At 74.4% G+C, this 26,532-nt stretch carries 20 protein-coding genes; 7 read left to right on the top strand and 13 right to left on the bottom strand.

What is annotated here, in order from left to right; all coding sequences use genetic code 11:
* Window positions 1–48: 48 nt before the first annotated feature.
* Window positions 49–981, bottom strand: coding sequence for a LysR family transcriptional regulator (locus BIV25_RS02600; RefSeq protein WP_071370431.1), 933 nt, complete (start codon window positions 979–981; stop codon window positions 49–51).
* A gap of 141 nt (window positions 982–1,122) precedes the next feature.
* On the opposite strand from BIV25_RS02600, the gene BIV25_RS02595 reads away from it, so the two are divergent.
* Entirely contained in the window at window positions 1,123–2,511 is a 1,389-nt protein-coding gene (locus tag BIV25_RS02595; RefSeq protein WP_256255532.1) for an MFS transporter, read from the top strand.
* A gap of 733 nt (window positions 2,512–3,244) precedes the next feature.
* Here BIV25_RS02595 and BIV25_RS02590 read toward each other — a convergent pair.
* The 7 genes from BIV25_RS02590 to BIV25_RS02560 all read right to left on the bottom strand — a co-directional run bounded on the left by BIV25_RS02590 (window position 3,245) and on the right by BIV25_RS02560 (window position 14,212).
* Window positions 3,245–4,282: a rod shape-determining protein gene (locus BIV25_RS02590; protein ID WP_071370430.1), complete on the bottom strand. Its 1,038-nt coding sequence runs from the start codon at window positions 4,280–4,282 to the stop codon at window positions 3,245–3,247.
* Between the two features lie 160 nt (window positions 4,283–4,442).
* Complete coding sequence (locus BIV25_RS02585) at window positions 4,443–7,790, bottom strand: SAV_2336 N-terminal domain-related protein (RefSeq protein ID WP_071370429.1); 3,348 nt, start codon at window positions 7,788–7,790, stop codon at window positions 4,443–4,445.
* Entirely contained in the window at window positions 7,780–8,859 is a 1,080-nt protein-coding gene (locus BIV25_RS02580; protein ID WP_071370428.1) for a MoxR family ATPase, read from the bottom strand. The genes BIV25_RS02585 and BIV25_RS02580 overlap by 11 nt, the downstream gene beginning before the upstream one ends.
* 49 nt (window positions 8,860–8,908) lie before the next feature.
* Window positions 8,909–10,690, bottom strand: a complete 1,782-nt coding sequence (locus BIV25_RS02575; protein WP_071370427.1) for a trypsin-like peptidase domain-containing protein — start codon at window positions 10,688–10,690, stop codon at window positions 8,909–8,911.
* Window positions 10,687–11,172: a CU044_2847 family protein gene (locus tag BIV25_RS54185; protein WP_071370626.1), complete on the bottom strand. Its 486-nt coding sequence runs from the start codon at window positions 11,170–11,172 to the stop codon at window positions 10,687–10,689. Before BIV25_RS54185 ends, BIV25_RS02575 begins: the two co-directional genes overlap by 4 nt.
* Before the next feature lie 234 nt (window positions 11,173–11,406).
* The gene (locus tag BIV25_RS02565) at window positions 11,407–12,768 is read right to left on the bottom strand and encodes a carboxyl transferase domain-containing protein (protein WP_177235134.1); all 1,362 of its coding nucleotides are present in this window, start codon (window positions 12,766–12,768) and stop codon (window positions 11,407–11,409) included.
* On the bottom strand, window positions 12,761–14,212 hold the full coding sequence (locus BIV25_RS02560; RefSeq protein ID WP_071370426.1) for an acyl-CoA synthetase: 1,452 nt from the start codon (window positions 14,210–14,212) through the stop codon (window positions 12,761–12,763). Before BIV25_RS02560 ends, BIV25_RS02565 begins: the two co-directional genes overlap by 8 nt.
* A gap of 131 nt (window positions 14,213–14,343) precedes the next feature.
* Between BIV25_RS02560 and BIV25_RS02555 the strand changes: the two genes are divergently transcribed.
* Window positions 14,344–15,213, top strand: a complete 870-nt coding sequence (locus BIV25_RS02555) for a RimK family alpha-L-glutamate ligase (protein WP_071370425.1) — start codon at window positions 14,344–14,346, stop codon at window positions 15,211–15,213.
* Window positions 15,214–15,222: 9 nt separating this feature from the next.
* Here BIV25_RS02555 and BIV25_RS02550 read toward each other — a convergent pair whose 3' ends face one another.
* Window positions 15,223–16,125: a LysR family transcriptional regulator gene (locus tag BIV25_RS02550; RefSeq protein WP_071370424.1), complete on the bottom strand. Its 903-nt coding sequence runs from the start codon at window positions 16,123–16,125 to the stop codon at window positions 15,223–15,225.
* Window positions 16,126–16,225: 100 nt separating this feature from the next.
* Between BIV25_RS02550 and BIV25_RS02545 the strand changes: the two genes are divergently transcribed.
* The gene (locus BIV25_RS02545) at window positions 16,226–17,056 is read left to right on the top strand and encodes an oxidoreductase (protein WP_071370423.1); all 831 of its coding nucleotides are present in this window, start codon (window positions 16,226–16,228) and stop codon (window positions 17,054–17,056) included.
* Between the two features lie 15 nt (window positions 17,057–17,071).
* On the opposite strand, the gene BIV25_RS02540 is transcribed toward BIV25_RS02545, so the two are convergent.
* Window positions 17,072–17,662 carry a hypothetical protein gene (locus BIV25_RS02540; RefSeq protein WP_071370422.1) on the bottom strand — a complete coding sequence of 197 codons (591 nt, stop codon included), beginning with the start codon at window positions 17,660–17,662 and terminating at the stop codon, window positions 17,072–17,074.
* A gap of 112 nt (window positions 17,663–17,774) precedes the next feature.
* Here BIV25_RS02540 and BIV25_RS02535 point away from each other — a divergent pair, with 112 nt between their 5' ends.
* Entirely contained in the window at window positions 17,775–18,548 is a 774-nt protein-coding gene (locus BIV25_RS02535) for an IclR family transcriptional regulator (RefSeq protein ID WP_071370421.1), read from the top strand.
* Complete coding sequence (locus BIV25_RS02530) at window positions 18,545–19,396, top strand: SMP-30/gluconolactonase/LRE family protein (protein ID WP_071370420.1); 852 nt, start codon at window positions 18,545–18,547, stop codon at window positions 19,394–19,396. The genes BIV25_RS02535 and BIV25_RS02530 overlap by 4 nt, the downstream gene beginning before the upstream one ends.
* Here BIV25_RS02530 and BIV25_RS02525 read toward each other — a convergent pair.
* Both BIV25_RS02525 and BIV25_RS02520 read right to left on the bottom strand, forming a co-directional pair.
* On the bottom strand, window positions 19,316–20,605 hold the full coding sequence (locus tag BIV25_RS02525; protein WP_256255531.1) for an MAB_1171c family putative transporter: 1,290 nt from the start codon (window positions 20,603–20,605) through the stop codon (window positions 19,316–19,318). The genes BIV25_RS02530 and BIV25_RS02525 overlap by 81 nt on opposite strands.
* Window positions 20,602–21,258 carry a toxin-antitoxin system, toxin component family protein gene (locus BIV25_RS02520; protein WP_177235133.1) on the bottom strand — a complete coding sequence of 219 codons (657 nt, stop codon included), beginning with the start codon at window positions 21,256–21,258 and terminating at the stop codon, window positions 20,602–20,604. The genes BIV25_RS02525 and BIV25_RS02520 overlap by 4 nt, the downstream gene beginning before the upstream one ends.
* A 192-nt stretch (window positions 21,259–21,450) precedes the next feature.
* Between BIV25_RS02520 and BIV25_RS02515 the strand changes: the two genes are divergently transcribed.
* Window positions 21,451–22,977, top strand: a complete 1,527-nt coding sequence (locus BIV25_RS02515; protein ID WP_071370419.1) for an alpha-N-arabinofuranosidase — start codon at window positions 21,451–21,453, stop codon at window positions 22,975–22,977.
* Here the strand turns inward: BIV25_RS02515 and BIV25_RS02510 are convergent.
* Window positions 22,964–25,930, bottom strand: a complete 2,967-nt coding sequence (locus tag BIV25_RS02510) for a beta-galactosidase (RefSeq protein ID WP_071370418.1) — start codon at window positions 25,928–25,930, stop codon at window positions 22,964–22,966. The two genes, BIV25_RS02515 and BIV25_RS02510, sit on opposite strands and share 14 nt — an antisense overlap.
* 77 nt (window positions 25,931–26,007) lie before the next feature.
* On the opposite strand from BIV25_RS02510, the gene BIV25_RS02505 reads away from it, so the two are divergent.
* Window positions 26,008–26,466 (top strand): Rrf2 family transcriptional regulator, encoded by a 459-nt coding sequence (locus BIV25_RS02505; protein WP_071370417.1) that lies wholly within the window; start codon window positions 26,008–26,010, stop codon window positions 26,464–26,466.
* The last annotated feature ends 66 nt before the right edge of the window (window positions 26,467–26,532 follow it).

The raw sequence follows: 26,532 nt of genomic DNA, 5'->3' as shown, positions 1-26,532 counted from the left end.
CGTCCGGGCGGATCCTGCCGTACTGACGGCGGGCGGACCGGCGGCGGTTCAGGACGCGTGGGCCGTCCGGGTCACCTCGGGCAGAGGGTCCGCGCGGCGGGCCAGGTCGAGCAGGGTGTGCACGGTGCGCTCGGCCGCGCCCAGCCGGGGGTGCCACTGGGCGACGATGCTGACCGGGCGCAGCGGCTCGGTCAGCGCCAGCGCGACCAGTTCGCCCTCCCGCAGCTCCCGGGCGACCGTCAGCTCGGGCAGCAGGGTGATGCCGTGCCCATGGCCGAGAAGGCGCAGCAGAGCGGCCATCGAACCCTGGAGCAGCGTCTGTTGGGCGCCCGTCAGCAGGTCGGCGCCGACACGGTCCACCAGCATCTCCGAGGTGCAGCCGGGTTCGGCCACCAGGAACTCGTGGGGCAGCAGCTGCTCCGGCGTCACCGTCTCCTGCCGGGCCAGCGGATGGCTCGGCGCCGCCACCAGGAACGTGCGGTCGTGCCCCACGACCGCGTGCGGGCGCACCGAGCGGACGCCGTTGTCGTACTCGAAGACCAGGTCCAACTCGCCCGCGCCGAAGGCCCGTTCCAGCGTGCCGCGTGACGCCACCGTCAGCACGACGTCCGCACCCGCGTCCGGGCCGGTGTCCGCGCCGCCCGCGCCGTACTCCAGCGCGGCCAGCACCTCGGGCAGCCATGCGTGGGCCAGCGACTCCTGCGTGCCGATCCGGAGCCGGGGCCGGTCGCCGCGGGCCGCGCGGCGCATCCGCTCCTCCAGCTCCAGCGCCTCGCGCGCGTACGGCAGCAGCCGGCCGCCGGCCTCGGTGAGCACCGCGCCCGTGCCCGCCCGCACCAGTACGCTCACCCCCAAGTCGGCTTCCAGCCGCTTGAGTTGGGCGCTCACGCTCGACTGGGCGTAGCCCAGGGCCTGAGCGGCCGCGGAGATGCCGCCGTGCTCGACGACGGCGACGAAGGCGCGGAGGTAGCGGGAGTCCACGGGGGAAGGGTATCCGTGGGGCGCCGTGCGGCGCCGTCGTGGCCGGGCCCGCACTCCCAGGGTGTTGTCATCGGACTTTCCGATGGGGCTATCGGACTTGCGGTGTCACAGGATCGGCCCGCCTGGGGACACGCTGCCCGCATGACCACAGCCGAACCCATGTCCAGATCAGCCGGACCGTCCGCACCGGCCACCACCGCCCCCCGCCGCGCCCCCCGCCGCGCCGCCCGGCTCGCCTTCGCCGGGATCGCCACCGGGAACCTGCTCGTCCTGCTGGACACCTCGATCCTCAACGTCGCCGTACCCGACATCCAGACCTCGCTGCGACCGGGCGCCGCCGCACTGCCGTGGACCGTGGACGCCTACACCGTCGTCTTCGCCGGGCTGCTGCTGGCCGGCGGGGTCTTCGCCGACCGCTGGGGCGCCCGGCGGGTCTACGCCGCGGCCCTCGGGCTGTTCGCCGCACTGTCCGTGACGTGCGCGCTCGCGCCCGGCGCGGGCAGCCTGATCGCCGGGCGCGCGCTGCTCGGGGCCGCGGGGGCCGGGCTGGTGCCCGCCTCCCTGGCGCTGCTCATCCACCTGTATCCCGACCCCGGCCGCCGCACCCGCGCCATCGGCGCCTGGGCCGCGCTCAGCGGACTCGGCGCCGCGGCCGGCCCCGTGCTCGGCGGCGGCCTGGTCGAACTCGGCGGCTGGCGGCTGGTGTTCCTCGTCAACCCGCCCCTCGCCCTCGCCGCACTGCTCCTCGCCCGCCGGCTGCCCGCGCCGCCGGTCGGGGCCGCGCGCGCCCTGGACCGGACGGGTCTGCTGCTGTCCACCGCCGGGCTCGGGCTGCTCACCTTCGGGCTGGTCGAGGCCGGGATCGAGGGCTGGGGCGCGCCGCGCGCCCTGCTGCCGCTCGCCGCCGCGCTCGTCTGCTTCGGCGCCGTCGTCGTCGTGGAGCGCCGGGCCGCCGTCCCGGTGCTGCCGCCCGCGCTGCTCGCGCTGGCGCGGGTGCGGGCCGCGATGGTCGCCGCCGCGGTGTCGTGCTTCGCCTACTTCGGCGGGATGTACCTGCTCGCGGTGTGGCTCCAGCACACCTACGACCTGACCCCGCTGCGGGCCGGACTGGCCGCGCTGCCCATGGCGTTCCCGGTGTGCGTGATGCCGTTCTTCACCGGGCGGCTCGTGGCCCGCTACGGCCCCCGTCCCGTGCTGCTGACCGGCATGTCCGCCACGGTCGCCGCCGGCGCGCTGCTGGCCTGCGCGGCTGGGCACCATCCGCCGCTGGCGCTGATCGTCGCCGCCGAGCTGGCGCTCGCCGCGGCCGGCACGCTGTCCATCCCGGGTGCCGCCGCCGCGGTGGCCGTCGCGGCGCCGCCGGAGTACGCGGCGACGAGCCAGGGCGCGCTGAACGGGATCCGGCAGGCCGGATCCGCCCTGGGCGTCGCGGTGCTGGGCACACTGGGCGGGCTCACCGGGGCCGGGTACCTGCTGGCGGGGGTCGGGGCGCTCGCGGTGCTGCTGCTGGCCAGGACCGGTGATCGGTGATCGGTGGCCGAGGATCTGTGCCTGACGAGGCGTGCTTGACGGCCGGTGGCCGAGGGCCGGGGACCGGGGACCTGTGCCTGACGACGCGTGCCCGAGGACCTGTGCCCGAGGACCGGCGCGTGACGGTCGGTGCTTCACGGCCTGCCTCACGACCCGTGCCTCACGATCCGTGCCTGGCGACCGGTGCTTGACGACCCGTGCCTGACGACCGGTGCTTCACGACCCGTGCTTGACGGTCGGTGTTTGACGACTCCTGTCTGACGACCGTGCCTGACGACCCGTGTCTGATGACCGGTGTCTGACGACTGGCGCTTGACGACCGGTGCTTGACGACCCGTGCTTGACGGCCGGTGTCTGACGACCGTGCCTCACGATCCGTGCCTGACGACTGGCGTTTGACGACCGGTGCCTGGCGACCGTGCCTCACGACCCGTGTCTGATGACCGGTGCCTGACGACCGTGCCTGGCGACCGGTGCTTCACGACCCGTGCCTGACGACCGTGCCTGGCGACCGGTGCTTCACGACCCGTGCCCGGTGACCGGTGCCTGACGACTGGCGCTTCACGACCGGCGCCTGATGACCCGTGCTTCACGACCCGTGCTTGACGATCCGTGCCTGGCGACCGGTGCTTCACGACCCGTGCTTGACGATCGGCGCTTCACGACCCGTGACCGGTGACCGGTGACCGCGCCGTACGGCGGGGCGTGCCGCTGCTTCGGGTGGTGGTGTGGTTCAGGCGGCCAGCGGGTTCAGGACCAGTGGTTCGATCCGGCCTTCCAGCATCTCGCCGAGCCCCTGGGCCGCGCAGATGTCGGGCCGCTCGGCGATGTGCACCGGCATCCCGGTGGCCTCGCGCAGCATCTCGTCGAAGCCCGGCAGCAGTGCCGAGCCGCCGACCATCGTGATCCCGCGGTCGGCGAGGTCGGCCACCAGGTCGGGCGGGCAGGCGCGCAGCACCTTGCCGATGCCGTCCAGGACACCGGTGAGCGGGGTCTGGATCGCCTCGCGTACGGCGGCGGTGTCGACCCGGACGCTGCGGGCGAGCCCGGTGGCCACGTCCCGCCCGTGGATCTCGGTCTGCGCGGGCCCCTGCGTGGTCAACCCGTTCTCCGACAGGGCCAGTTGCAGCGGTCGTACCGACTGGCTGGGCAGGATCAGCTCGTGCTCGTGCCGCAGGTGCTGCACGATCGCGTGGTCCACCGCCTCGCCGCCCACCGGGATCCGCTCGGCGGTCACGATGGAGCCGAGCGAGAGGACCGCCACCTGGGTGGCCGCCGCCCCGCACACCATGATCATGGTGGCCTCGGGGCGCTCGACGGGCAGTCCGCAGCCGATGGCGGCGGCGATGAGCGTGTCCACCAGCTCGACCTTGCGTGCGCCCAGCCCGACCAGCGTCTCGGTGGTCGCACGCTGGGCCAGCGGATCCGCGTCGTGCGGGGTGCAGGCCGCCGCGCGCAGCCGCAGGTTGCGGCGCAGGGCGCGGCGCGTCTTGTCGCCGAGGAGCTGGCGCAGCATGCGCTGGGCCATCTCGATGTCCACCACCGTGCCCCCGGCGATCGGCCGGACGACCCGGATGTAGTCCGGCGTCCGTCCCGTCATCTGCTCCGCGAACTCGCCGACGGCTATCAGCGCGCCGGTGCGGGTGTTCACGGCGGCGACGGAGGGCTGGTCCACGAGGAGACCGGCCCCCTTCACATAGATCCGGGTGCGGGCCGCGCCCAGGTCGACGGCGAAGTGGCAGCGGCGCAACTGCTCCAGACTGACGGTCACGACGATCCTCCCGGTGCGCGGGCTCGGGTGCGCCCGGCCGGACGGCGGGCCTCACACACTGCATCCTGTGCGGGGGCGGGAGCGGGCGCCCCTTGGGGGCGGCCGGGCGGGGGGCCGCTGAACGGGGGTATTTTCCGGTCGCTCCGGTGTGTCCGCTGGATCACAGGGCGCGGGCGGCCTCCAGCAGGGGTTCCAGGGACGACAGGGTGATCTCGCTGCCTCCCTCGCGCAGGTGCCGCCGTCCGGTCGCGGTGGGGGCGTACCCGACGAAGGGGAGGCCGAGCTGCTGGGCGGCGGTGAGTTCGGCGACCGACGAGCTGATCAGGACGCCGGTGCGGGCCGACGCGCCGGGGGTGCCCAGGGCGCGCAGCAGGCAGTCGGGGTCGGGCATCAGCAGACCCGGGTCGTCGCGGCGGCCGTGGACGCCCGCGAAGGGCAGGCGGTCGGGCGTCAGACAGCGGTGGACGGCCCGCGGGCCCACGTCCGTCACCACGCTGACGCGGCGACCGGACCCGTGCAGGGCGCGGACGAGCGCGCGGGACAGGTGTGTCGCGGGCGCGTCGGGAACGGCCCGCAGTTCGAGGTCGTCGAGGCGGGCCCGCAGCTCGGGGCCGAGCCGGTCGTGGGCGAAGGCGCGCAGCAGATCCAGCGGATGCACGAACGCCTCCCGGCCGGTGTCGCCCGCGACGGCCGGCGGCCGGCCCGCCGGCGCGTCCGCCGGATCACGGTGCTCGGCCACCACGGACAGCAGATCGAGCACGGCCGCACGCGCGGTCTGCGCCGAGAACAGCCGGGCGAGCGGACCGTCGAAGCCGATCAGCACACTCTCGGCACCGGAGAGGAGGGCCGCCAGCCGGCCCCGCGACGGCACCGAGGGCTCCGCCGCCGGTGCGGGTGCGCCCTCCGGGACCAGACGCACGGTGTACGACACCGCCAGCCCCGGCACCGGCCAGCCGCCCACCTGCGCGTTCACCGCTCGCTGGGCCGCACCCGCACGGCGCAGCGGATGACCGCGCGTAAGGCGGGCCGCCGCGTCGCGCAGATGCTCCAGCAGGAGTCCGGCGACATCGGCGGTCCCGCCGCGGACGAAGACGATGGGATCAGCGACGTGCCAGGACAGCTCGGCCGTGGCCGTGAAGGTGCCCTTGCCGGAGCTGGGCAGGGACATGGTGTGCCGGGCGTGGTGCGGGGTGAGGTCGACCGAGTAGTACGTCTCCGGGCGTGGCGGACGCGTGCCGTACGGCTGGATCGGGTCGAGCACCCGGAGCGGGCCGTCGGGCCGGGTGTGGACGATCGCGGTGCGGCCGGGGGCGGGGACGCCCAGCTCGCGCAGGTCGCGGGCGATGAAGGGGCCCTGAACCAGGCCGGGTGCGCCGGGTTCGGCGGATCGCGGGGACCGCGGCCCCCCGAGGGGGCAGTACCAGGCGACCGGCGGGCTGTCCGGGGCGTCGTCGCCGTACAGCGGCCAGAAGCGCCGGGTGCCCTGGGCGGCGGAGCTGGTGGTGAAGTCGTCGTACAGCGCCGGCGGCACGACGACCAGGACGTCCGCGGCCGCCTCGGGCAGCCGCGCGGGCGGCCGGCCGAAGGTCACCCGCAGCCGTGGCGGATCGGCCAGCCGGGCCAGGGCGTACGGGAGTTCGCGCAGCACGGCGACCAGGACGGGCAGCAGGAAGACGCCGGGCACGACGCGCACCAGGTAGCCGTCGGGGCGGACCGCCACCTCGTACTGGCGCGGGGTGAGCGAGCCGCGCGCGAGGATGTCGTGCACGGTGGCTTCGAGGGTGATGCGGGCTTCGGGGCGGCCGGTGAGGGCGTCGGCGGTGAAGAGGATCCCGGAGCGGTCGACGGCGGCTCCGGCGCTGTCTCCGTCTCCGCCCCCGGCTCCGGCGGGAACGCCCTGCGCGGTGCGGTCCGCGGCGAGCCGGCGCACGCTGTCCTCGCTGACCGTGGCGAACGGATCTCCCTCCACGGCCGTCCCCGCCCCGTGCGCGGACGGGACCGACGCCGCGAACTCGCCCGGTGCCCGGCCCGCCCTGCGGTCGATGAACTCGCCCATCCGGCCGAGGAGTTCGACGGTCTGCTTGCGGGCGGTGCGCGGCAGGCCGAGCAGGAGCAGCTCGCGGACCCCGTCCCGGAAGGCGTAGCTGCCGGGCGCGCCGCCCGGCACCGTGGTGAGCATGCCGCTGAGGACGACCTCCGCCAGGTGCCGGGGCCGCGGATCCGGTTCGACGGCGGCCTGCACCAGCCGCATGACCGGCAGATCGGGTCGCCCCACCGCGAGATGGCCGGCCAGCCGGAACGCCTCGGGGGAGGCCGTCGCGCGAAACCGCAGGACCAGCTCCTCGGCGGACAGCAGACCGACGTCCGTCCGGTCCTCGGCGTCCGCCGGCAGCGGACGGCCCAACTCGGCCACCGCGGCGGGGAATTCCACCCCGCCCGGCGCCGTGAGCAGCCCCGCCCAGTGCCCCAGCCACCGCGGCTCCGGCTCCAGTACGGGCAGCGGCACGACCAGGTCGCTCCCGTGGATCCCGTCGATCCCCTCGGTCCCTGCGGACTCCGGCCGCTCGTACGAGGTGAACGCCAGCGTCGCCGTGGGCGCCGCCGGGTACGGAGCCGACAGGCGGCCGGGGGTCGTGGGCAGGGCCGTGTCCCGCCACAGGTGCTCCGGAAGCGGCTGTACGACGGCCAGGGGCATCCGGCGCGCCCACCGGTGCAGCGTGGCGTACCAGAGGGTGCCGGCGGGGCCCTCCCGCCACTGCGGGCCCATGCAGTCGCTGATCAGGAGGGTGATGCTGCGGCCGTCGGCGGGGGCGTGCGGGCCGGGGCCGCGTACGGTGCCGTCGGCGGCGGCGCGGTACAGGGCGACCGTGCGGAACAGGCCCGACTGGGCGAGGACCGTGTGCAGTTCGCGGATCAGGGGGCGCCAGACCGGCATGGTGGGACCGGCGTCGTACACCAGGTTCAGCCGCAGCCAGCGCTCCCGCGCGGGGCGCAGCACGGGCAGCCACCACTCGGGGTCGGCGCCCAGCCGGGCGATACGGTCGGCGGTCTCCCGCTCCGCCAGTTCGTGGCCCACGGGCGCGTCGACGCGGCGGCCCAGCGGGCGCAGCGCGCGTTGCAGCGCGAGCGGGTGGCGCAGCATCGGGGGTGCCGGGGCGAGGAGCGTGGTGTGGCGGCGGTCCGCTGCCGTGGCGGCGCGGGGGGAGGGCAGGTGCAGGGGGACGCGGGCGGGTTCGGGAACCGGCCGGGAAGGCTCGGGCACGGGCGGCGGCTGTGCCACGGGCGGGGCCGGGGTCAGGGGTGAGGGCGGGGCGGCTGCGCGGCCGGTGTCCTCGGGGCCGGTGGTGGCCTCGGGTCCGGTGGCGGGGGTGTCGGGCCGCATGTGCCGGGCCAGCCACAGCAGTTCGGCCAGTTCGAGCGCCGTCGGGCGGACCCCGTGGGCCGCCCCGGTGAGGACGTCGGCGAGGCGGGCCAGGGGATCCGGGGAGCCGGGGAGCTCAGAAGACATCGGGCTGCGCGCTCTGCCCGAGGTACGGCATCAGCTGTTCGGCCAGCTGCTCCAGGGACCCGGCGTCCAGGTCGGCGGAGCGGGCCAGGTAGATCGCGTTGAGCAGCTGGTCGGTGGCCAGGTCGCCGGCGCCCGCCCGGGACAGGAAGCGGTCGATCAGGCTCTGCGCGTACGCGTCGGGTTCGCCCAGGTGGGCCCGGACGATCTCGGCGAGGTGCCGGTCGTCCGGCTGCCGCAGATGCAGCGTGACACAGCGGCGCAGGAAGGCGGGTGGGAACTCGCGCTCGCCGTTGCTGGTGAGGACGACGAAGGGGAAGGCGCGGCAGCGGACCCGGCCGCGTGCCACCGGGACCCGCTCGTCGGTGCCGTCGGCCATCACCTCGGCGGCGCTTCCCGGGGCGAGCCGGGCGGCGCGCACCAGCTCGGGGATCTCGTACTGGCCCTCCTCCAGCACGTTCAGCAGGTCGTTGGGCAGGTCGAGGTCGCTCTTGTCGATCTCGTCGATGAGCAGGGCGCGGGGGCGGGCGTACGGCAACAGGGCGGTGCCGAGCGGGCCGAGGCGCAGATGGTGCTCGATGCCGGACCCGTCGTCCGCGCCGGCCGCGTCGTCCGTGCCGCCGGTACCGTCTGTGCCGCCGGTACCGTCTGTGCTGCCCGTACCGTCGGCCGCCTGCCGGGCCGCGTACAGGCGGGAGAGCGGGTCGTACTGGTAGAGGCCGTCGTGCAGCGTGCTGCGGCTCGTGATGTTCCAGCGCAGCACCGGGCCGAGGCCCAGTTCGCGGGCGACCGCGTACACGAGCGAGGACTTGCCGGTGCCCGGCGGGCCGGTGACCAGCAGCGGACGGCGCAGATACAGGGCCGCGTTGACCAACTGGACCGTCTGCTCCGTGGCCTGGTAGGTCCGGGCGCGGTGCATGCGGTCCGGGGACACGGCCGAGGCGTCGGCCGCCGTGTCCGGGGCGTCGAGCACGGGCGAGCCGTCGAAGGCCCGCCAGGGCGGCGGCGGGGGCAGCTTCGTGATGCCGTCGTGCGGCTCGTTCGTACCGGTGTAGACGGGCCACAGGGGCATGGGTTCTTCTTCTCCGTGGGGGGGCGGGGACGTACGGTCGGTCAGCCGGTCAGCCGACGGGGGAGTGCAGGCTCGCGGTGGCCTCGGGGAAGCAGCGCGGATCGTCCCAGAGCAGCTGGAGGTCTCTCGCCCAGTGCCGGTCCGGGTCGTCGGCGGCGTCCGCGGTCAGCCGCAACGACAGGATGTGGCGCGGGAGTTCGGCGGGCGGGACCTCGGCGAGCGAGGCGGACAGCCGGTCGAGGAACTCACTGCCCGCGCAGGCCTGCTCGCCGTGCTCACCACCGGAACAGGCAGGATCCCCGTGCGCACCACCAGGGCAGTCCGGGTCCAGGACCGGACCCCCTTGCGCGGCGCCGGGGCAGCCGGTCCGGGACCACAGGAGGATCGGGACGGGGACCGTGAGGCCGACGTCGAAGTGCCCGCGCGCCTCCGTGGGCGGGGCCGCGAAGGCCGCCAGTCCGGCGTCGCCGTCCCACAGGCGTTTGCGCAGGCTCGGCGGCCGCTCCCGGGTGCCGCACTCGATCCGGTGCACCTCGGCCCCGTGCCCCGCGTCCAGCTTCTGCCACTTCTTTTGCAGCTGGTGGCGCAGCCTGCCGCTGTGGTGGCGCGCGCGGTCGGTCACCACGAGGGGATAGGCGCAGCCGAGCGGCGTGCTGTCCTCCGCGCTGCACTCCCAGTGCGCCACCGCCTCGTTGATCCACTCCCGCGACAGCACGAACGTCACCAGCTCGTCGGCGTCCGGGGCGAGGTGTGCGACGGCCTCGTCGATACGGCTCTGCACATAGGCCCGTACGGCGGTCCGCGGCAGCCGGCCCGCACCCACCGGCCGGCGCCGTCCGTCGCGGTACGCGGACACCTCGACGGTCACCTGGTCGGGACCGGCGCCACTGTGATCGATCTCGACGACGACCGGCGACCAGGCGGACGGGGCGGAGGAAGGGGACGCGGAGGAGGAGTGCGGGGGAGTGGGCGCCGGGGGGCGTGCCGTACCGCCGTCCAGCAGTTCCTGGAGCCGGTCGGCGAAGCGGCCCACCGCCCGCGGGTCCGGAACCTCCCACTGCACATACGCGGCGGCCGCCCCCAGGGAGGCGAAACCGCCCGCCGGCAGGGGCGGTCCGAAGGCGCCCACCGCGTCCACGTACAGCCGGTCCGGATCGCACACCGGGGCGTCCGCGGCCTGCCGCAGCAGGGCGTACAGCCGCCGGCGGGCGTCGTCCCCGTGGCCGGGGGTGGGTACCAGCTCGCCCAGTTCGGGCCAGTACCGGGCCATGACGTCCAGCGGCAGCATGCGGCCCTTGCGCACCTCGGCCGTACCCGAGGTCGCGGAGACCATGCCGACCACCCTGCCGTCCGGCAGCGTCGCCGCGGACCCGCTGAATCCGGCCACGAGCGGCTGCCCGTGCCCGCTCCACGCGACCAGCTCCAGCCACTCGTCGGCGATCAACTGGCCCGATACGGCCTGGTACTCCGCGAGCGTGCCCTCGTCGTAGCCCTCGGGGAAGCCGTAGGCGATCAGCTTCGGGTACGGCTCGGTGGTCGCGGCGTCGGGCGGGGCGAAACCGGCCGGGGCGAGGGGTATGTCGCGGTCCAGTTCGAGTACGGCGACGTCCCCGGGATCGGTGACCGCACCGGCCCAGCCGCCGTGGGCGACGACGGACGCGGGCACCTCGCCCAGATCCCGGGCGTGCGGGAAGGACACGGACACCGCTGCCCGCCCGCTCCACCTGACGACGTGCGCACAGGTCAGCACCCGGCGGCCGGTGACCAGGAAACCGGCCCCCACCTCGTCGCCGCAGAGGATCCGGGCATGCCAGGCGGCACTGCTTCTCACCGGTCGGCGGACTCCGGTCCCGACGCGGCCGGTCCCGTGGTGTCCTGCCCCGCCCGGCCCTGCCCCGGCACGGTCTGCCCCGGCAGCGGCGCCTGTCCGGGCACGGTCTGCCCCGGCGCGCCGTGTCCCGGGCCGACCGGCCGCACCGCTCCCTGCTCCGGCACGCCCGGGCCCGCCGACCAGCTGAGCTTGACGACCAGATGGCCCTCCGTCGACCCCTTCGCGATGACCGCACCGGCCTCCGCGGACAGCTTCACGCCGAACTCGATCTCCACCTCGTCGGGGCGCAGGCTGCCGTCCCGGAAGACCCGCAGCGCGGACGCGGCCGCAGCCCGGACCCCCTCCAGCGCTCCCTCGAACGTGCGCGCCGCCAGCGCCGGCCCGTCGCCGCGCGAGACGAGGCGGGCGCCCGGCCGGGTGCTGACGTCCTCTGCCAGCACGAGCGCGCCGTCCTCGGTCCTGAACTCCATCAACCCGTCCATGACGACGCTCGCTCCCCGTCCGTACTCGTTCGTGACGCTGACCAACTCCTATGTTACGGACGGTGCTTCACAAGTCCCGTTTTCCCAGGCGAGCGGCGAGGCGTCGGCCGAGGTTGGCGGGAATCCGCCACCTCCGGCCGGCTCCGGGCGTCCGGGGGCGAACGTGTGTGCACGTGCACCGTGTGCGGAGCCGTGCTGCTCCGGGAGGCCGTCCGAGCCGGAGTCCCCTCTTCTTCAGGGGCGGGGAGCATTCAAGATCCCACGGACCACCCCCAGCTCCACCAGGTCCTGCGGCCGGATGCGCAGGTGTCCGGCGGTCGCCTCGACCTCGTCGGCGGGGCGTTTGAGGATGGCCGCCGCGAGTTCCGGGGCGATCACCGAGAAGTAGCTGTCCGGTGTGGCCCAGGTGTTGCCGGGGGCGGCCAGGGCGAGGGCGCCGCCGGAGCCGCCCTCGCCGATCACCAGGGTGGTGACGGGGACGCGGGCGGCCGCCACCGCGCCGAACACCTCGGCGATCGCCGGGCCGGCCCCCTGCCGCTCGGCCGCCGCGTCGTTCGCGGCGCCCGGGGTGTCCACCAGGGTCAGTACGGGGATCCCCAGCCGGTCCGCGAGCCGGATCAGCCGGGCGGCGGTGCGGTATCCGGCGGGCCGGGTCGCCGTCCCGGTCTGTGCCGCGTAGGCCACGGTACGGCCGTCCCGCTCGCCGAACCCGCACAGCATGCCGTCGGGGTCCGTGCCGCCGCACCGGTCCCCGCTGATGCCGAGCCGGTGGGTGAAGTAGGTGTCCAAGTAGGCGTGGGCGCGCGGGCGTTCGGGGGAGCGGGCGCGGCGGACCGCGTCCCAGCCGGTGCGGGGGAGGTCCGTCCGTCCCAGGGCCGTGGGCAGGGGCGCCTCGGCGGCGGGGGCCGGAGCCGGGGCCCGGGGGGCGAGCAGGCGCAGCCACCGCCCCAGCGTCTCCTTCAGCTCCCGTGCCGGTACGACCGCGTCCACCGCGCCCGTCGCCAGCTGGGACTGGGCCGTGTAGGCGGCCGGGTCGGCGTCCGCCGGCCGTACCCGCGAGCCGGCGAAGCCCACCTGGACGCCGGGCAGGGCCAGGACGACGTCGGCGCCCGCGCCGAGGGTGGCCCAGCCGCCGCCGGTCGTGGGGTCCCGCAGCACCGCGATCTGCGGCAGGCCCGCCGCGCGGGTCAGGGCCGACTGCCGGGCCACGCGCTGGAGTTGGGTGAGGGCGAGCATGCCCTCCTGCATCCGGCTGCCCCCGGTCGCGACCAGCGGCACGACCGGCAGCCGGTGGGCGCGGGCGTGGCCGTGGGCCGCCTCCAGCCGGTCGCCGGTGCGTTCGCCGAGCGAGCCGCCGAGGAAGCCGAACTCGAAGACGATCAGCACGGCCGGGGTGCCGTCGACGCGGGCGGTGCCGCAGACGACGGACTCCTCCTCGCCGGTGCGGGCGGTGGCGCGGGCGCGCGAGGCGTCGTAGCCCTGCCAGCGCAGTGGTCCGTCGGGCTTCGACTCCCGGTGCGGGGCGGTGAGTTCGCTGAAGCTGCCGGGGTCCGCGACCAGGGTCAGGAACTCCCGTGCCGAGCGGCGCTCAGGCATCGGCCACCAGCGCACGCTTCATGATCTTGCCCATGTCGTTGCGGGGGAGGGCGGCGAGGTGGTGGACGACGCGGGGGCGCTTGTGGGGGGCCAGCCGGCGGGCCACGTGATCGGCCAACTCCTCGGCGGTGGGGGGCGACTGGGGGTCCGCCGGGACGACCCAGGCCACGATCCGCTCGCCGAGGTCCGCGTCCGGCTCACCGGTGACGGCGGCCTCGCGCACCCCGGGGTGCTCCAGCAGCGCGTTCTCGATCTCGCCCGCCCCGATCTTGTAACCGCCGCTCTTGATCAGGTCGGTGGCCTTGCGCCCGACGATGCGGACGTACCCGTCCGGCTCCCGTACGGCCATGTCGCCGGTGCGGAACCAGCCGTCGGCGGTGCGGGCGGCGGCCGTGGCGTCGGGACGGTTCAGGTACTCGGTGAACAGGTTCGCCCCGCGCACCTGGATCTCGCCGACGCTCTCCCCGTCGTACGCGCCGATCTCCGTGCCGTCCTCCTCCACGAGGCGCAGCTCGACGCCCGGCAGCGGCACGCCGACGGTTCCGGGCCGGGCCTCGCCGTCGGCCCGGACGCTGGTGTTCATCAGGGTCTCGGTCATGCCGTAGCGCTCGATGACCCGGCGCCCGGTCGCCGCCGCGATCCGCTCGTGGTCGTGCACGGGCAGCGCGGCCGAGCCCGACACCAGCAGCCGGGCCCGGCCGAGGGCCCTGGCCAGCTCCGGGTCGTCCGGCAGGGCCTCGGCGATGCGGTGGTACATCGTCGGCACGCCGAACAGCATGGTCGCGCCACGGGTCAGCTCCCGCGCGACCCCCTCGGTGCTGAACCGGCCCAGGTGCCGGACGCTGCCGCCGCGCCGCAGCGGGCCCAGGGTGCCGAGCACGAGCCCGTGCACATGGAAGAGGGGCAGTCCGTGCACGAGCACGTCGTCCGCCGTCCACTGCCAGGCGTCGGCGAGGGCGTCGAGGGTCGTGGCGAGGGCCCGGCGGGGCAGGACGGCGCCCTTGGGCGGGCCGGTGGTGCCGGAGGTGTAGACGATCAGCGCCGGGTCGGTGTCGGAGACCTCGGCGGCGGGGGCGGTGGGCCCGGTGGCGGACGCGTCCACGTCCAGCCGCGCCAAGTCGCCGAGTCCGGCGGGCAGTTGGGCGCCGGGGGCGGCGAGGACGAGGGTGGGCGCACTGTCGGAGACGATGTGCGCGAGCTCCTTCTCGCCCGACTTCGGGTTCAGCGGTACGGCGGCGGCCCCGGCCAGCAGCACACCCGTCACGGCGACGGCGGTCTCCAGCTCCGGGGTGGCCCACACGGCGACCCGGCGGGCCCCGCGCAGCCGCCCGGCGAGCGCGCCCGCGGCCGCCGCCAGCTCGCCGTACGTCAGGGACCGTTCGCCGAACCGCAGGGCAACCCGGTCGCCCGGACCGTCCACCAGAGCGGGAAAGAGGGAGGACACGCGGCGTACTCCTAACTTGTCGGCACTGTCGACTGTCGGAACTGTCTTGGCACTGTCGTAGACCGTAACGGTCGGCACGGGGGTTGTTAGCCTCACCCATGTCGAACCGTCGTACGACAGGGAGTCCCGCCGTGCCCCGCATCGCCCTCGCCACCTACGACCCCGGTGCCCTGGCGCACCGGGACGCCGATCTGCCGGTGCTCGTGCGGGCGCTCCAGGACGGCGGGGCCGAGGCCGAGGCGCGGTACTGGGACGACGAGAAGGCCGACTGGGGCGGGTACGACCTCGTCGTCATACGCTCCACCTGGGACTACAGCTGGCGGGCGGCCGAGTTCGAGGAGTGGGTGGAGCGGGTCGCGGCGCGCACGAGGCTCGCCAATCCGGCGTCCGTGGTGCGGTGGAGCATGGACAAGCGGTATCTGGGGGAGCTGGCGGCGGCCGGGGTGCCGACCGTTCCCACCTCCTACATCGCGCCGGGCGAGGCGATCCGGCTGCCCACCGGGCACGAGTACGTGATCAAGCCCACGTCCGGCGCGGGGGCGCGGTTCGCCGCGCGGTACACGCCCGACGAGCACGAAGCGGCCCGGCGGCAGCTCGCGCGGATGCACGCCGAGGGGTGCGCGGCGATGGTGCAGCCGTACGTGCGCGGCATCGACGTCAGCGGCGAGCGCGCCCTCCAGTTCTTCGGCGGCCGGCTGCTGCACGCCAGCCGCAAGGGGGCCGTCCTCGCGCCGGGCACGCCGTACGACGCCGCCAAAGTGGCCCACCCGAACCTGGCGCGCTGGCAGCCGACCGAGGCCGAACTGGCCGTTGCCGAGCGGGCGTTGGCGGCCGTTCCCGGCGGGCCCGAGCTGCTGTACGCCCGGGTGGACCTGGTGGACGGGGAGGACGGCACGCCCCGGCTGATGGAGCTGGAGCTGGTGGAGCCGAATCTCTTCCTGTGGCTGCACCCCGGGTCGCTGGACCGGGTGACACAGACGATCCTGACCGCGGCCGGCTGACCGGACCGCTCACCGCCCGACCGTGCTGCGGCATGCCCGCGCGTACGCCCCGATCAGCGGGCGGTGCGCGTCCTCGTGGCGCCAGGCCAGTACGTAGCGGCTGGGGCTGATGCCGTGGACCGGGCGGGTGGTGACGCCGCCCAGGGTGATCAGGGGCGCGTTGCCCGCGGCCACCAGGCAGATGCCGAGGCCCGCGACGAGCGCCTCGTACGTCTCCTCCGCCCCGGAGATCTCCGCGCCGATCAGGGGCGGCCGGCCGGCGCGGGCGTGGAGGGCGAGCCAGTGGTCGCGCAGCGGGCCCGCGCTCTCGGGCAGGGCGAGGAACGGCTCGTCCAGGAGGTCCGCGAAGTCCAGCTCGGCGTGTGCGGCCAGCGGGTGGCTCTCCGGCAGGGCCAGCAGGCGCGGTTCCTCGGCGACCAGCGTCCAGTCGTAGCGCTCCTCGTCCGGCAGCGGCAGCCATACGAAGGCGACGTCCGACCCGCCGTCGGCCAGGCCGGCCGTCGGATCGTCCCAGGTCAGCTGGCGCAGCCGGAGCGTGACCTCGGGGTGTTCGGCGGTGAACCGGGAGCGCACGGCCGGCAGCAGCCCGCCCCGGCCCGGACTGGTGCTCATGCCCACCACGAGCGTGCTGCGCCGGGCCGCCTCGGTCGCCTCGACGGCCGCCGCGCCCGCCTGCCAGGCGGACAGCACGTTCCGCGCGTGCGGCAGCAGCGCCGCGCCCGCCGCCGTCAGCGCCACCCCGTGCCGGTCGCGCCGCAGCAGCTCCGCCCCCAACTGCCGCTCCAGCGCCCGGATCTGCTTGCTCAGCGCGGGCTGTGAGACGTACAGCCGCTCGGCGGCGCGTGTGAAGTGCAGTTCCTCGGCGACCGCGACGAAGTAGCGCAGATCGCGGACGTGGACGTCGATCGTCATAGCCGTTGGTTATCACCACGGGTCTTGGACGGGCAACGGTGTCCGGCGGCAGTGTTGTCCGTGTCGAGGCCGAACACGGCACGTGCGATCGGGAGTTGTGATGAACAAGGTGTGGCTGGTGACCGGGGCGAGCAGCGGGTTCGGGCGGGCGGTCACCGAGGCCGCCGTCGCCGCCGGCGATGTGGTGGTCGGCGCGGTACGGCGCCCCGAGGCCCTGGACGACCTGGTGGCCGCTCGTCCCGACCAGGTGGAGGCCCTCCGCCTGGACGTGACCGACACGGCCGCGATCGAGGCGGCGGTCCGGGACGTGCTGGGCCGGCACGGGCGGATCGACGTGCTGGTCAACAACGCGGGCCGCACGCATGTCGGCGCCGTCGAGGAGACCACCGAGCAGGAGCTGCGGGACCTGTTCGACCTGCATGTCTTCGGTCCGACGGCGCTCGTGCGGGCGGTGCTGCCGCACATGCGGGAGCGGCGCTCGGGGGCGATCGTGCAGATGAGCAGCATGGGCGGGCAGCTGTCCTTCGCGGGCTTCGGCGCGTACAGCGGGACGAAGTTCGCGCTGGAGGGCATCTCCGAGGCGCTCGCGGACGAGGTCGCCGAGTTCGGGATCAAGGTGCTGATCGTGGAGCCGGGCGCGTTCCGTACCTCGCTGTTCGAGGCCGACCGGGCCGGGGTCAGCTCCGACACCGGGGCGTACGCCAGGGTCGGCGAGACCCGCGGTGCCGTCGCCGGCGGCCACGGCAGCCAGCCCGGCGACCCCGCCAGGGCGGCGGCCCTCATCCGCGCCGCGCTGGAGGCGGAGCACACCCCGCTGCGGCTGCCGCTCGGCGACGACGCAGTGAGCGCGGTCCTCGCCCACCTCGACCAGGTACGGGACGACGTCACGGCCTGGGAGAAGCGGACCCGGGCGACGGGCTTCGACGACTGAGCCGGTGCGGCTGACTCAGTCGCGCAGTGCCGTCCGCTGGAGCAGCCCCCAGGTGAACTCGGCCACCACCTCGTGCCGGACGCCTTCCCGGTCCGGTGCGGTGAAGGCGAGGCCCCAGCGGCTGGGTGCCGTGCCCTCCAGGGGGCGGGCCGGGGCGAAGGCGCGGGCGGCCTCGTCCACCGTGCAGGACCAGGGGGTCAGGTCGTCCAGGGTCCGCAGTGCGGGCGGCGGCGCGCCGGGCGCGCGGACCAGCCACTCGTTCCACACCGCCCCGTCCGGCCCGACCAGTGCCTCGAAGCGCAGGTCGGGCCAGAGGGGCAGGGACCAGCGCCGGGCCTCGCAGTCGGCGTCGCCGAGGCGGCGGGGGAGCACCGACTCCGGCTCGCCGAGGACGGAGCGGTACCGGGCGGCGGCACCGCGCGACCTGGGCGAGCGGACCATGGCCTGCCACCGCTTGTTGGCCTCCCGCATGTCCGCGAGCGACGCGCCGAGCCGGCGCCGGGCGTCCTCGACCAGACCGGGGTTGTGGTCGGCCATGCGGCGCAGCAGGACCAGCTGGAAGTCGACGTCCATGCCCTTCATGGTGCCCGGCGTGCTCCCGCCCATTGCCCGTACCTCTCCCCGTGACTAGCCTGTGTTCGTCATGCCGATCGCCTGTTGATATCTCGAACACATGGGACGTCGACCGGGCGCTTAGACCCAAGGGAGGGGGCCGGACGTGGGACGCCTCGTGCCTGCCGTGACCCGGGCTCTCGACATTCTTGAGCTGTTCCTCGACGGAGACGGGACACTCTCCGCCCCCGACATCGTGCGCAAGCTGCAACTGCCGCGCACCACCGTGCACGAGCTCGTCACCACGCTCGCCGCCCGGTCGTACATCGTGCCCGTTCCGGGACAGCCCGGACGTTACCGGCTCGGCGTGCGCCCGTACCAGCTCGGCAGCCGCTACGCCGAGCAGCTCGACCTCGCCGCCGAGGGCCAGCAGGTGGCCCGCACGGTCGCCGAGACCTGCGACGAGACGGTGCACGTGGCGATCCTGGAAGGCACCGACGTCATCTACATCGCCAAGGTCGACTCCACGCACGCGGTGCGCATGGTCTCGGCGGCGGGGCGCCGGCTCCCGGCCCACTGCACCTCCGTCGGCAAGATGCTGCTGGCCTCGCTGCCGCAGCAGGAGCTCACGGCACGCATCCCGGACGACGCCGAGCTGAGCGCGATGACGCCGAACAGCATCACCGATCCCGGGGTGCTGCGCGAGGCCCTCGCGGAGATCCGGCAGCGGGGGATCGCGGTGGAGAGCCGCGAGTCCAACCCGGACGTCAGCTGTGTGGCGGCGCCGGTGCGCGACCGCACGGGCCAGGTCGTCGCCGCCCTGTCCATCTCGGTGCCGATGATCCGCTGGAGCGAGGAGCGCCGCACCGAGCTGGAGCAGCTGGCCGTGAAGGGCGCGGCGGACCTGTCCGAGCGGCTCGGCCACCGGAACGCCGAGTGAGCGCGGGCGGGCCCGAGGTCGCGGTCCGCGCGGAGGCGACCCTCGGCGAGGGTCCGACCTGGGACCCGGCGACCGGGCGGCTGCTCTGGCTGGACATCCTGGGCATGCGCCTGCACACGTACGACCCGGCGACCGGGCGGCGTACGGTGCGCACGACCGAGCAGCACGTCGGCGCGGCCAAGCCGCGGGCGGGCGGGGGCCTGGTGCTCAACCTCCGGGACGGCGTGGGCCTGTTGGACCCCGACGGCGGCTTCCGCTGGCTGCACCACGAGCCGGTGCCGGGGCGCCGCGCGAACGACGCCGCGGTGGCGCCGGACGGGTCGCTGTGGGCGGGCACGATGCGCTACGACGAGGCGGCGGGGGGCGGCACGCTGAGCCGGCTGACGGGCGACGGCACGGCCCGGACGGTCCTGCCCGACGTCACGGTCAGCAACGGCACGGGCTGGAGCCCGGACGGCCGCCTGATGTACTACGCCGACACCCCGACACGCCGCGTCGACGTCTTCGACCACGACAGCGGGCGCGTGGCGAACCGCCGCCCGCTGGTGGAGATCGAGGCGGGGGCGGGTTTCCCGGACGGCCTGACGGTCGACGCGGAGGGCTGTGTGTGGGTGGCCCTGTGGGACGGCGGGGCGGTCCGCCGCTACACGCCCGCCGGCAGGCTGGACCGGGTCGTCACCCTGCCGACCCCGCGCACGACGGCCTGCGCGTTCGGCGGCGCCGCGCTGACCGACCTGTACGTCACGACGGCTCGGGTCGGGCTGGAGTCACCGGACCCACTGGCGGGGTCGCTGCTGATTCTCCCGGGCGTCGGAAAGGGGCTGCCCCAACCCGCGTTCGCGGGCTGACGGCACCCGCTCGCGCGCCCGCGCCCGCACCGCCTCGATCTCCTCGGGGCGGCGCAGGGCGCGGGAGACCGGGGCGATGTCGCCGAGCAGGTTCGTCGGGTCGGGGCCGGTCACCGAGTCGGGCGGCTGCGGCGTACGGCGCCTGTGCTCGATCGCGTCCAGGACGGCGGTGGCCGCCGCCAGCGCGCGGGCACGCTCCGCGGGGTGCCCGAGGGCGCGCGCGGCGTCGTACGAGCGTGTCGCCAGGTCGGTGTCGAGATAGCGGGTCAGCGGGAGCAGGACGTCCCGGACGAAGGTCTCGCGACGGGTCAGGCGCAGCTCCGGGGTGGAGTGGAGGACGAAGGGCACGGAGTCGCCGCTGACCGTGCGCATCAGCTGGTACAGCGGACGCAGTTCGCGGTGGGCCAGCCGGACGCGCCAGCGGTCGTACAGGTACTGGCCCGCGTGCGGGAGGATGAAGCCCGCCGCGACCAGGATCGCGGAGAGCGAGGCGATCGGCGGCGCGAGGTCCGTGCTGAGCCAGTCCAGGTCGTGCCCGGACCACCGCGCGCCGACGGCGGTCAGCTTGGCCCCGTTGAAGACGATGTTGAGCCCGTATCCGGCGCCCAGCAGCCTCAGGCCCCAGCGCAGGAAGGCGTCCGGTCCCTCGGTGTGCGCCCAGTTCCAGATGAGCCGCGAGGCGACCAGGCAGGCCGTGGCGTGCGCGCAGAGGTACAGCAGGATCTCCTCGCGCATGAACGGCGTGCCCGCGTAGTAGGTGTCGAGGTCGTGTATCCGCTCCACGGGCGCGTCCGCCGGCAGGAACAGCGCCCACAGCGCGACGATCACCCCGGAGTACACCGAGACCACCCAGCGCACCGCCCGCCGTGTCGCCGCCGAGCGGCCGGACAGGCCGTTGCGCCACGTCACGATCAGCAGCAGGCCCGACGCGGACATCGCGGTGATGAGCGAATAGCACCAGGGTGCCGAGAAGTTGGGTACCCCGGTCAGCCGGTTGACGCGGTGGATCGTGGACGGCGTGCAGAAGACGAACACCGCGCAGGCGAGCAGCAGCAGCCCGCCGACCGCGCGCAGCAGCGGGTCCCGCCACAGCCGGATGATCGTGGGCAGCTTGAGCGCCAGGGCGGCGGTCAGCACGGCCGTGGGGATCCAGAAGGAGATGTAGAACTGGCTGAGGAACCGCGCGGGGTCCAGGGCCAGTTCCCTCACAGCGCGGCTCCTCCGTCTCCGGACGCTCGGTTCACTTGCTCGCGTCCGCGGTAGCCGAGGGCCCGTTGGAGCGGGTCCGGCCGGGCGGGGCGGGCGACGGAGAGCCGGTCGCCGCCGAGGCGGCCGCGGAACAGGGTGGCCAGTCGGTGCCCGAAGTCGTCCGCCTCGGCCTCGTCGGCCGCCCGGGAGCCGTTGCGCGCGGCCACCGTGAGCGCGTCCGCCAGCCCGCCCGGCGCCTCCGCGAAGGCCCGCGCCGCCGCGTCGCCCGCCAGACGGTGGTGCCGGTGCCCGGCGTGCAGATGCCACAACTCGTGGCCGAGGATCACCAGTTGCTGCACCGGTGCGGCCCGCTCCTCCACGATCACCAGGTCGAAGTCCGCGAACTCCACGCACAGTCCGGTGACTTCCAGCTCGTCCGGGAAGCGTTCGAAGCGCAGCTCCACCGGCCGCCCGCCGCGCCGCACGCTCATCTCCTCGCACAGCGCCCGGCACAACCCCCGTACGTCGTCCGGCACGTCGGGCCGGGCGCGGACGGCGTCGGCGAGGTCGCGGGCCAGCACGCGCAGCGCCGAGCCCGGCCGTGAGGCGTGTCTGGGGTGTCGCAGTCGTGCGGCCAGCCGTGCCGACAGCTCGCGCGCGCCCGCGATGCCCATCGAACCCCCTTCTGCCGGTCCGAGCGTACGCGTCCGGGCGCGTCCTCGTCACGAGATCCCGGCGACCTCCGTCCTAGGCGAAACCAGTGACGAGCCTGTGTCCGACCCATTGACGCGGTAGCGCTTCGAATCTACGGTCCCGTTCGAAGTTACGGGCATCTACCGATATCTCGAACATCCGGAAAGGACCCCATGAGCACGAGCACGAGCACCGCCCGCTTCACCCTCGACCCCGCCTTCACCGTCGGTCAGGTCAACGCCCGTGTCTTCGGGTCCTTCGTGGAACACCTCGGCCGCTGCGTCTACACGGGCGTCTACGAGCCGGACCACCCCGCGGCGGACGAGGCCGGACTGCGCACCGACGTACTGGAACTGGTCCGCGAACTCGGCGTGACGGCGATCCGCTACCCCGGCGGCAACTTCGTCTCCGGCTACAAGTGGGAGGACTCCGTCGGCCCCGCCGAAGAGCGTCCCCGCCGCCTCGACCTCGCCTGGCACTCCACCGAGACGAACCGCTTCGGCCTGTCGGAGTACATGGCGTTCCTCAGGAAGGTCGGCCCGCAGGCCGAGCCCATGATGGCCGTGAACCTCGGGACGAGGGGCGTCGCCGAGGCCCTGGAGCTCCAGGAGTACGCCAACCACCCCGCCGGCACCGCCCTGTCCGACCTGCGCGCGGCCCACGGCGACAAGGAGCCCTTCGGCATCCGGCTGTGGTGCCTCGGCAACGAGATGGACGGGCCCTGGCAGACCGGGCACAAGACGGCGCACGAATACGGCCGGCTCGCCGCCGAGACCGCCCGCGCCATGCGCCAGCAGGACCCCTCCGTCGAACTGGTCGCCTGCGGTTCCTCCAGCCAGTCCATGCCGACCTTCGCCGAGTGGGAGGCGACCGTCCTGGCGGAGACCTACGACCTGGTCGACCACATCTCGCTGCACGCCTACTACGAGCCCACGGACGGCGACGTCGACTCCTTCCTGGCCTCGGCCGTCGACATGGAGTCCTTCATCGAGAACGTGGTGGCCACGGCCGACCACGTCGGCGCCCGGCTCAAGTCCAGGAAGAGGATCAACCTCTCCTTCGACGAGTGGAACGTCTGGTACCTCTCCCGCTGGGAGGAGCACGCGCGGACGATCGCCCCGTCCGACTGGCCCGAGGCGCCCCGCCTGCTGGAGGACAACTACAGCGTCACCGACGCCGTCGTCTTCGGCTCGCTCCTCATCGCGCTGCTCCGGCACGCCGACCGCGTCACCGTCGCCTGCCTGGCCCAGCTGGTCAACGTGATCGCGCCGATCATGACCGAGCCGGGCGGCCCGGCCTGGCGGCAGACCACGTTCTTCCCCTTCGCGCAGGCGTCGGCGTACGGCCGGGGCGAGGTGCTGGACGTCCGCGTGGACTCGCCGACGTACGAGACGAAGAAGTACGGCGAGACGGACCTGCTGCACGCCACGGCGGTCCGCGCGGCCGACGGCACGGTCACCGTCTTCGCCGTGAACCGCGACCGCACGGCCGCCCTGCCCCTCGAAGTCGCCCTGAACGGGCTGGAGTTGACGACCGTCACCGAGCACAGCGCCCTCGCGGACGCCGACCCCGACGCCCGCAACACCCTCGACGACCCCGGGCGGGTCGCCCCGCACCCGGTCGAGGGCACCGCCGTCGCGGACGGCACCCTCACCGCCGTACTGGAACCCCTGTCCTGGAACGTGATCAGACTGGCGTGACCGGCAGTCCGCCCGATGCGCTGCCGAGCAGGCTCAGGCGTACGGACCCGGGGCCCGACAGCGTGGTGAACTCCGAGAGGACCGCCAGCGCGAGGGTGTTCGAGCCCCGGGTGCGCAGGACGCCGTTCGGCAGCACGAAGGTGTGCTGGGGGCCGACGTTGTTGATGTACTGCCCCAGGTTCCAGCCGTTGAGGAAGATCTGCGCCCGGTAGGCCCGGTACGGGTCGTCCTGAAGGGTCAGGCCGACCGACGCGTCGATGTCGGCCGGAACCGAGAGCCGGAAGTCCGTCCGGTACCAGGTCACGCCCTGGTACCGGACGTCGCGCGGGAAGGTCACCGGCTCCCAGTCGCGGTCCTCCCGGAAGTCCGGCAGATGCCAGCCGGAGCGTTCGCCGTACAGGCCGCCGTTGTTCATCGGCCCGCGCACCGGGTCCGGGGCCGCCTCGCCCTGGATGCGCCAGCTCACCTTCGGCGAGACCCCCTTGAAGGCGACCGCCGTCAGCCCGCGGGCGGCCTTGTGGGTGTCCCGCGCACCGCCGTCCATGTCGTGCTGCATACGCCGGACGAGCACCGACAGCACATGCCGCCCCGGCGAACGCAGCGCCTCGCGTACCGGGAAGGCCGCCGTCGCCGTCCAACTCCCCTTGCGGGCCGTGGTGTTCTTGTCGGGCACGGGCAGCCGGTGCGTGCCCAGCGGGTCGCCGTCCAGCCAGGCCATCAGCAGCCCCTGGGTGCCGCTGCCGTAGGCGAGGGACAGCTCCTCCAGGCCGGAGGAGTCGGTGAAGGTGCCCCGGTACCAGACGTCCCCGTAGTGGAAGCCGTAGTCGTCCGCGAAGAGCACCGGCCCGCCGTCGGGGACGGGCGTGGTGGAGAAGGACGTCGTACGGTCGGCGCGCTGCCAGCCCGAGTCGTCGAAGCCGGGCCCCGCCTCCGGGTTCTCCCGCCGCATCCGCCAGCCGCCCAGCTCGGGCAGCCGCACCTCGGGCACGGCGGGCAGCATGGCGCTGGTCATCAGGCTGCCGGACAGGGTCACCCGGGTGGACAGGGTGCGCCCGTTCCACACCACGGTGTCGACGCCGCGCGGCGCCCAGACCTCCATGGCCGTCGTCTCGGTGAGGTCACCGGTCAGACGGACGGACCGGCCGCGCACCTCGGCGTGGCGCAGCAGCGTCGGACCGTAGACCACCACGGTCCCGGACGGGGTGTCGTACGGGAAGAGGCGCACGGAGGTGGCGTCGTCGCCGAAGAGCAGCACCAGCGGGGTGTCGCTGCCGCCCTTCTGCACCAGGACGCGGGTCAGCCCGCCCTCGCCGAGCGGCGAGGTCACCCGCAGCTCGGTGTCGTCGTCGAAGACCCAGGCGGCCTCCGGGTCCAGCCGCATCACGGACGGCTCCTCCGGGCACGTCAGCACCAGGTCGGCCATGTCGTTCGTGCGCCCGGTGAACAGGGCGATGTCCTGCCGCCCGGCCGTCACGCAGAAGACCGGCTGGGCGGTCGCGTACTTGAGCGTCCGCTCGCCGAGCTTCAGCCCGGTCGTCAGCAGCCGGGCGTCCTTGCCGGGCACGGTGATGCGCAGCGAGCCCGCGTCGGTGGGCAGATAGGAGGTGACCGGGGCCGTGCCGTCGTTGCGGGCGACGTAGACATGGGCGCCGGTGTCCGGGTTGGCCAGGTGGTAGACCTTCAGCCCCGCGGCCCTGACCTCGGCCGCCCGGTCGAGCTTGGCGAAGTCCGGTACGCGCTGGAAGAGATGGCCGAGCTGGTGCATCGGCGCGATCTTGTCCGTGACGCCCCGGGCCTCGTCGATCGCCGCGCCGTAGTCGTACGACGTGTAGACGACGGGCGCGGGCAGCCAGCCCCACGAGGTCCCGCCGAAGGTCATGTACACGTTGTGGAGCGTGAGCCCGTTGGCGAGGTTGGTGAGGTAGAACCGGCGCTCGTAGGCCGCGTCCCGGGTGCGCCGCGACTCGGCGTACCCCTTGCCGTCGAACCAGGCCCCGCCCCACGGGTCGAACCAGCCGCCGCCGAACTCGGGCACGAACCCGGGCGTGGCCGGCGAGGCACTGGCCCCGCCCTTCGCGCCGCCCGGCCCGAAGGTCCCCCAGTCCGGCGGGGTGCTCGACGGCGACGGATAGCCGTCGAAGCCGTACAGCCAGCCGCCCGTCTCGCCGCCGGTGTCGAAGGACCCGGGCACCCAGTACCCGTTGCGCCCCTTGTCGTTGTGGAACAGCGGTACGTCGATGCCGTCGGCCCGCACCTTCTTGTAGAGGTGCGACATGTACCGCCGGCCGGTGGCGTCCCCGGCGTGGGCGTCGTACTCGTTCTCGATCTGGTACAGCAGGACCGTGCCCTTGCCCTGGGTGTACAGGTGCTTGCGGGCGATCCTGTTGACCTGCGTCAGCCACTCGTCCGCGAAGGCGAGGTAGGTCGGGTCGTCGGTCCGCGCGGTGCCCTTCGTCGCCGTCAGCCAGCCCGGGAAGCCGCCGCCGTCGACCTCGGCGTTGATGTACGGGCCCGGCCGCAGGATGACGTACAGCCCGGTCTCGGCGGCCGTGCGCAGGAAGAGGTCGAGGTCGCGGACGCCGGTGAAGTCGTAGTGCCCGGGGGCGGGGGAGTGGTAGTTCCAGGCGACGTAGATGCTGACGGCGTTGTACCCGTGCGCCCGCATCTTCTGGAGGACGTCCCGCCACAGCGACGGACTCGGCAGCCGGAAGGGATGGAACTCCCCGGACCAGACCACCAGCCGGCTGCCGTCCACGAGCAGCGAGTACCGGTCGTAGCCGATCGTGTGCTGTGCGTGGTCGACGGTCGGCGGCAGCGGCGCCGGGCCCGTCGGCACACTGTCGCCGCGCGCCGCGAAGGCCGAGAGCGCGCCGGAGCTGCCGCTGCCGCCGAGGGCGAGCCCGAGGGCGGTCGAGCCGGCCAGGGCACTGAGGGTACGTCTGCTGAGCGCCAAGGTGGATCCTCCCGGGCGGCGATCTTACGGGGCGCGGGCGCGGCCGTTCGCCACGCGCGACGCCGCACAATGGACCCATGAGGATCTCGGCACGGGCGGATTACGCGGTACGGGCGGTGCTGGAACTGGCCGTACGGCAGGGTAACGGCCCCGTGAAGGCAGAGGAAATCGCCGCCGTTCAGGACATCCCGCACAAGTTCCTCGAAGGCATCCTCGGCGATCTGCGCCGGGCCGGGATCGTGGAGAGCAGGCGCGGCGGAGGCGGCGGCTACCGGCTCGCGAAGGACGCCGCGGCGATCACGGTGGCCGACGTGGTCCGGGGTGTGGACGGCCCGATCGTCTCGGTGCGCGGTGAACGTCCGACGGGCCTGTCCTACACGGGCACGGCCCGGCCGCTGCTGCCCCTGTGGATCGCCCTGCGGGCCAATGTCCGCCGCATCCTGGAGGGCGTGACGGTGGCCGACCTCGCGGCGGACGCGCTGCCCGAGCCGGTCCGTGCGCTGGCGGCGGAGCCGGCGGCCTGGGAGAACCCGTAGGGGCCTTCGGGGGCAGTGAAAATCCCGGGTGTGAATGGCCGGAGTTCGCCCTGCCGGGGCGGGACG

The sequence above is a fragment of the Streptomyces sp. MUSC 14 genome, from assembly GCF_001866675.1.
Classification (GTDB): domain Bacteria; phylum Actinomycetota; class Actinomycetes; order Streptomycetales; family Streptomycetaceae; genus Streptomyces.
Note: the sequence above shows the minus strand (reverse complement) of the source record. Positions and strands in the feature narration are given on the sequence as shown.

Coding starts and splice junctions, on each gene's coding strand:
- BIV25_RS02595 (WP_256255532.1), top strand. CDS start 1,123: ATGACCACAGCCGAACCCATGTCCAGATCAGCCGGACCGTCCGCACCG.
- BIV25_RS02585 (WP_071370429.1), bottom strand. CDS start 7,790: ATGTCTTCTGAGCTCCCCGGCTCCCCGGATCCCCTGGCCCGCCTCGCC.
- BIV25_RS02580 (WP_071370428.1), bottom strand. CDS start 8,859: ATGCCCCTGTGGCCCGTCTACACCGGTACGAACGAGCCGCACGACGGC.
- BIV25_RS54185 (WP_071370626.1), bottom strand. CDS start 11,172: ATGGACGGGTTGATGGAGTTCAGGACCGAGGACGGCGCGCTCGTGCTG.
- BIV25_RS02565 (WP_177235134.1), bottom strand. CDS start 12,768: ATGCCTGAGCGCCGCTCGGCACGGGAGTTCCTGACCCTGGTCGCGGAC.
- BIV25_RS02550 (WP_071370424.1), bottom strand. CDS start 16,125: ATGACGATCGACGTCCACGTCCGCGATCTGCGCTACTTCGTCGCGGTC.
- BIV25_RS02545 (WP_071370423.1), top strand. CDS start 16,226: ATGAACAAGGTGTGGCTGGTGACCGGGGCGAGCAGCGGGTTCGGGCGG.
- BIV25_RS02540 (WP_071370422.1), bottom strand. CDS start 17,662: ATGGGCGGGAGCACGCCGGGCACCATGAAGGGCATGGACGTCGACTTC.
- BIV25_RS02520 (WP_177235133.1), bottom strand. CDS start 21,258: ATGGGCATCGCGGGCGCGCGCGAGCTGTCGGCACGGCTGGCCGCACGA.
- BIV25_RS02515 (WP_071370419.1), top strand. CDS start 21,451: ATGAGCACGAGCACGAGCACCGCCCGCTTCACCCTCGACCCCGCCTTC.
- BIV25_RS02505 (WP_071370417.1), top strand. CDS start 26,008: ATGAGGATCTCGGCACGGGCGGATTACGCGGTACGGGCGGTGCTGGAA.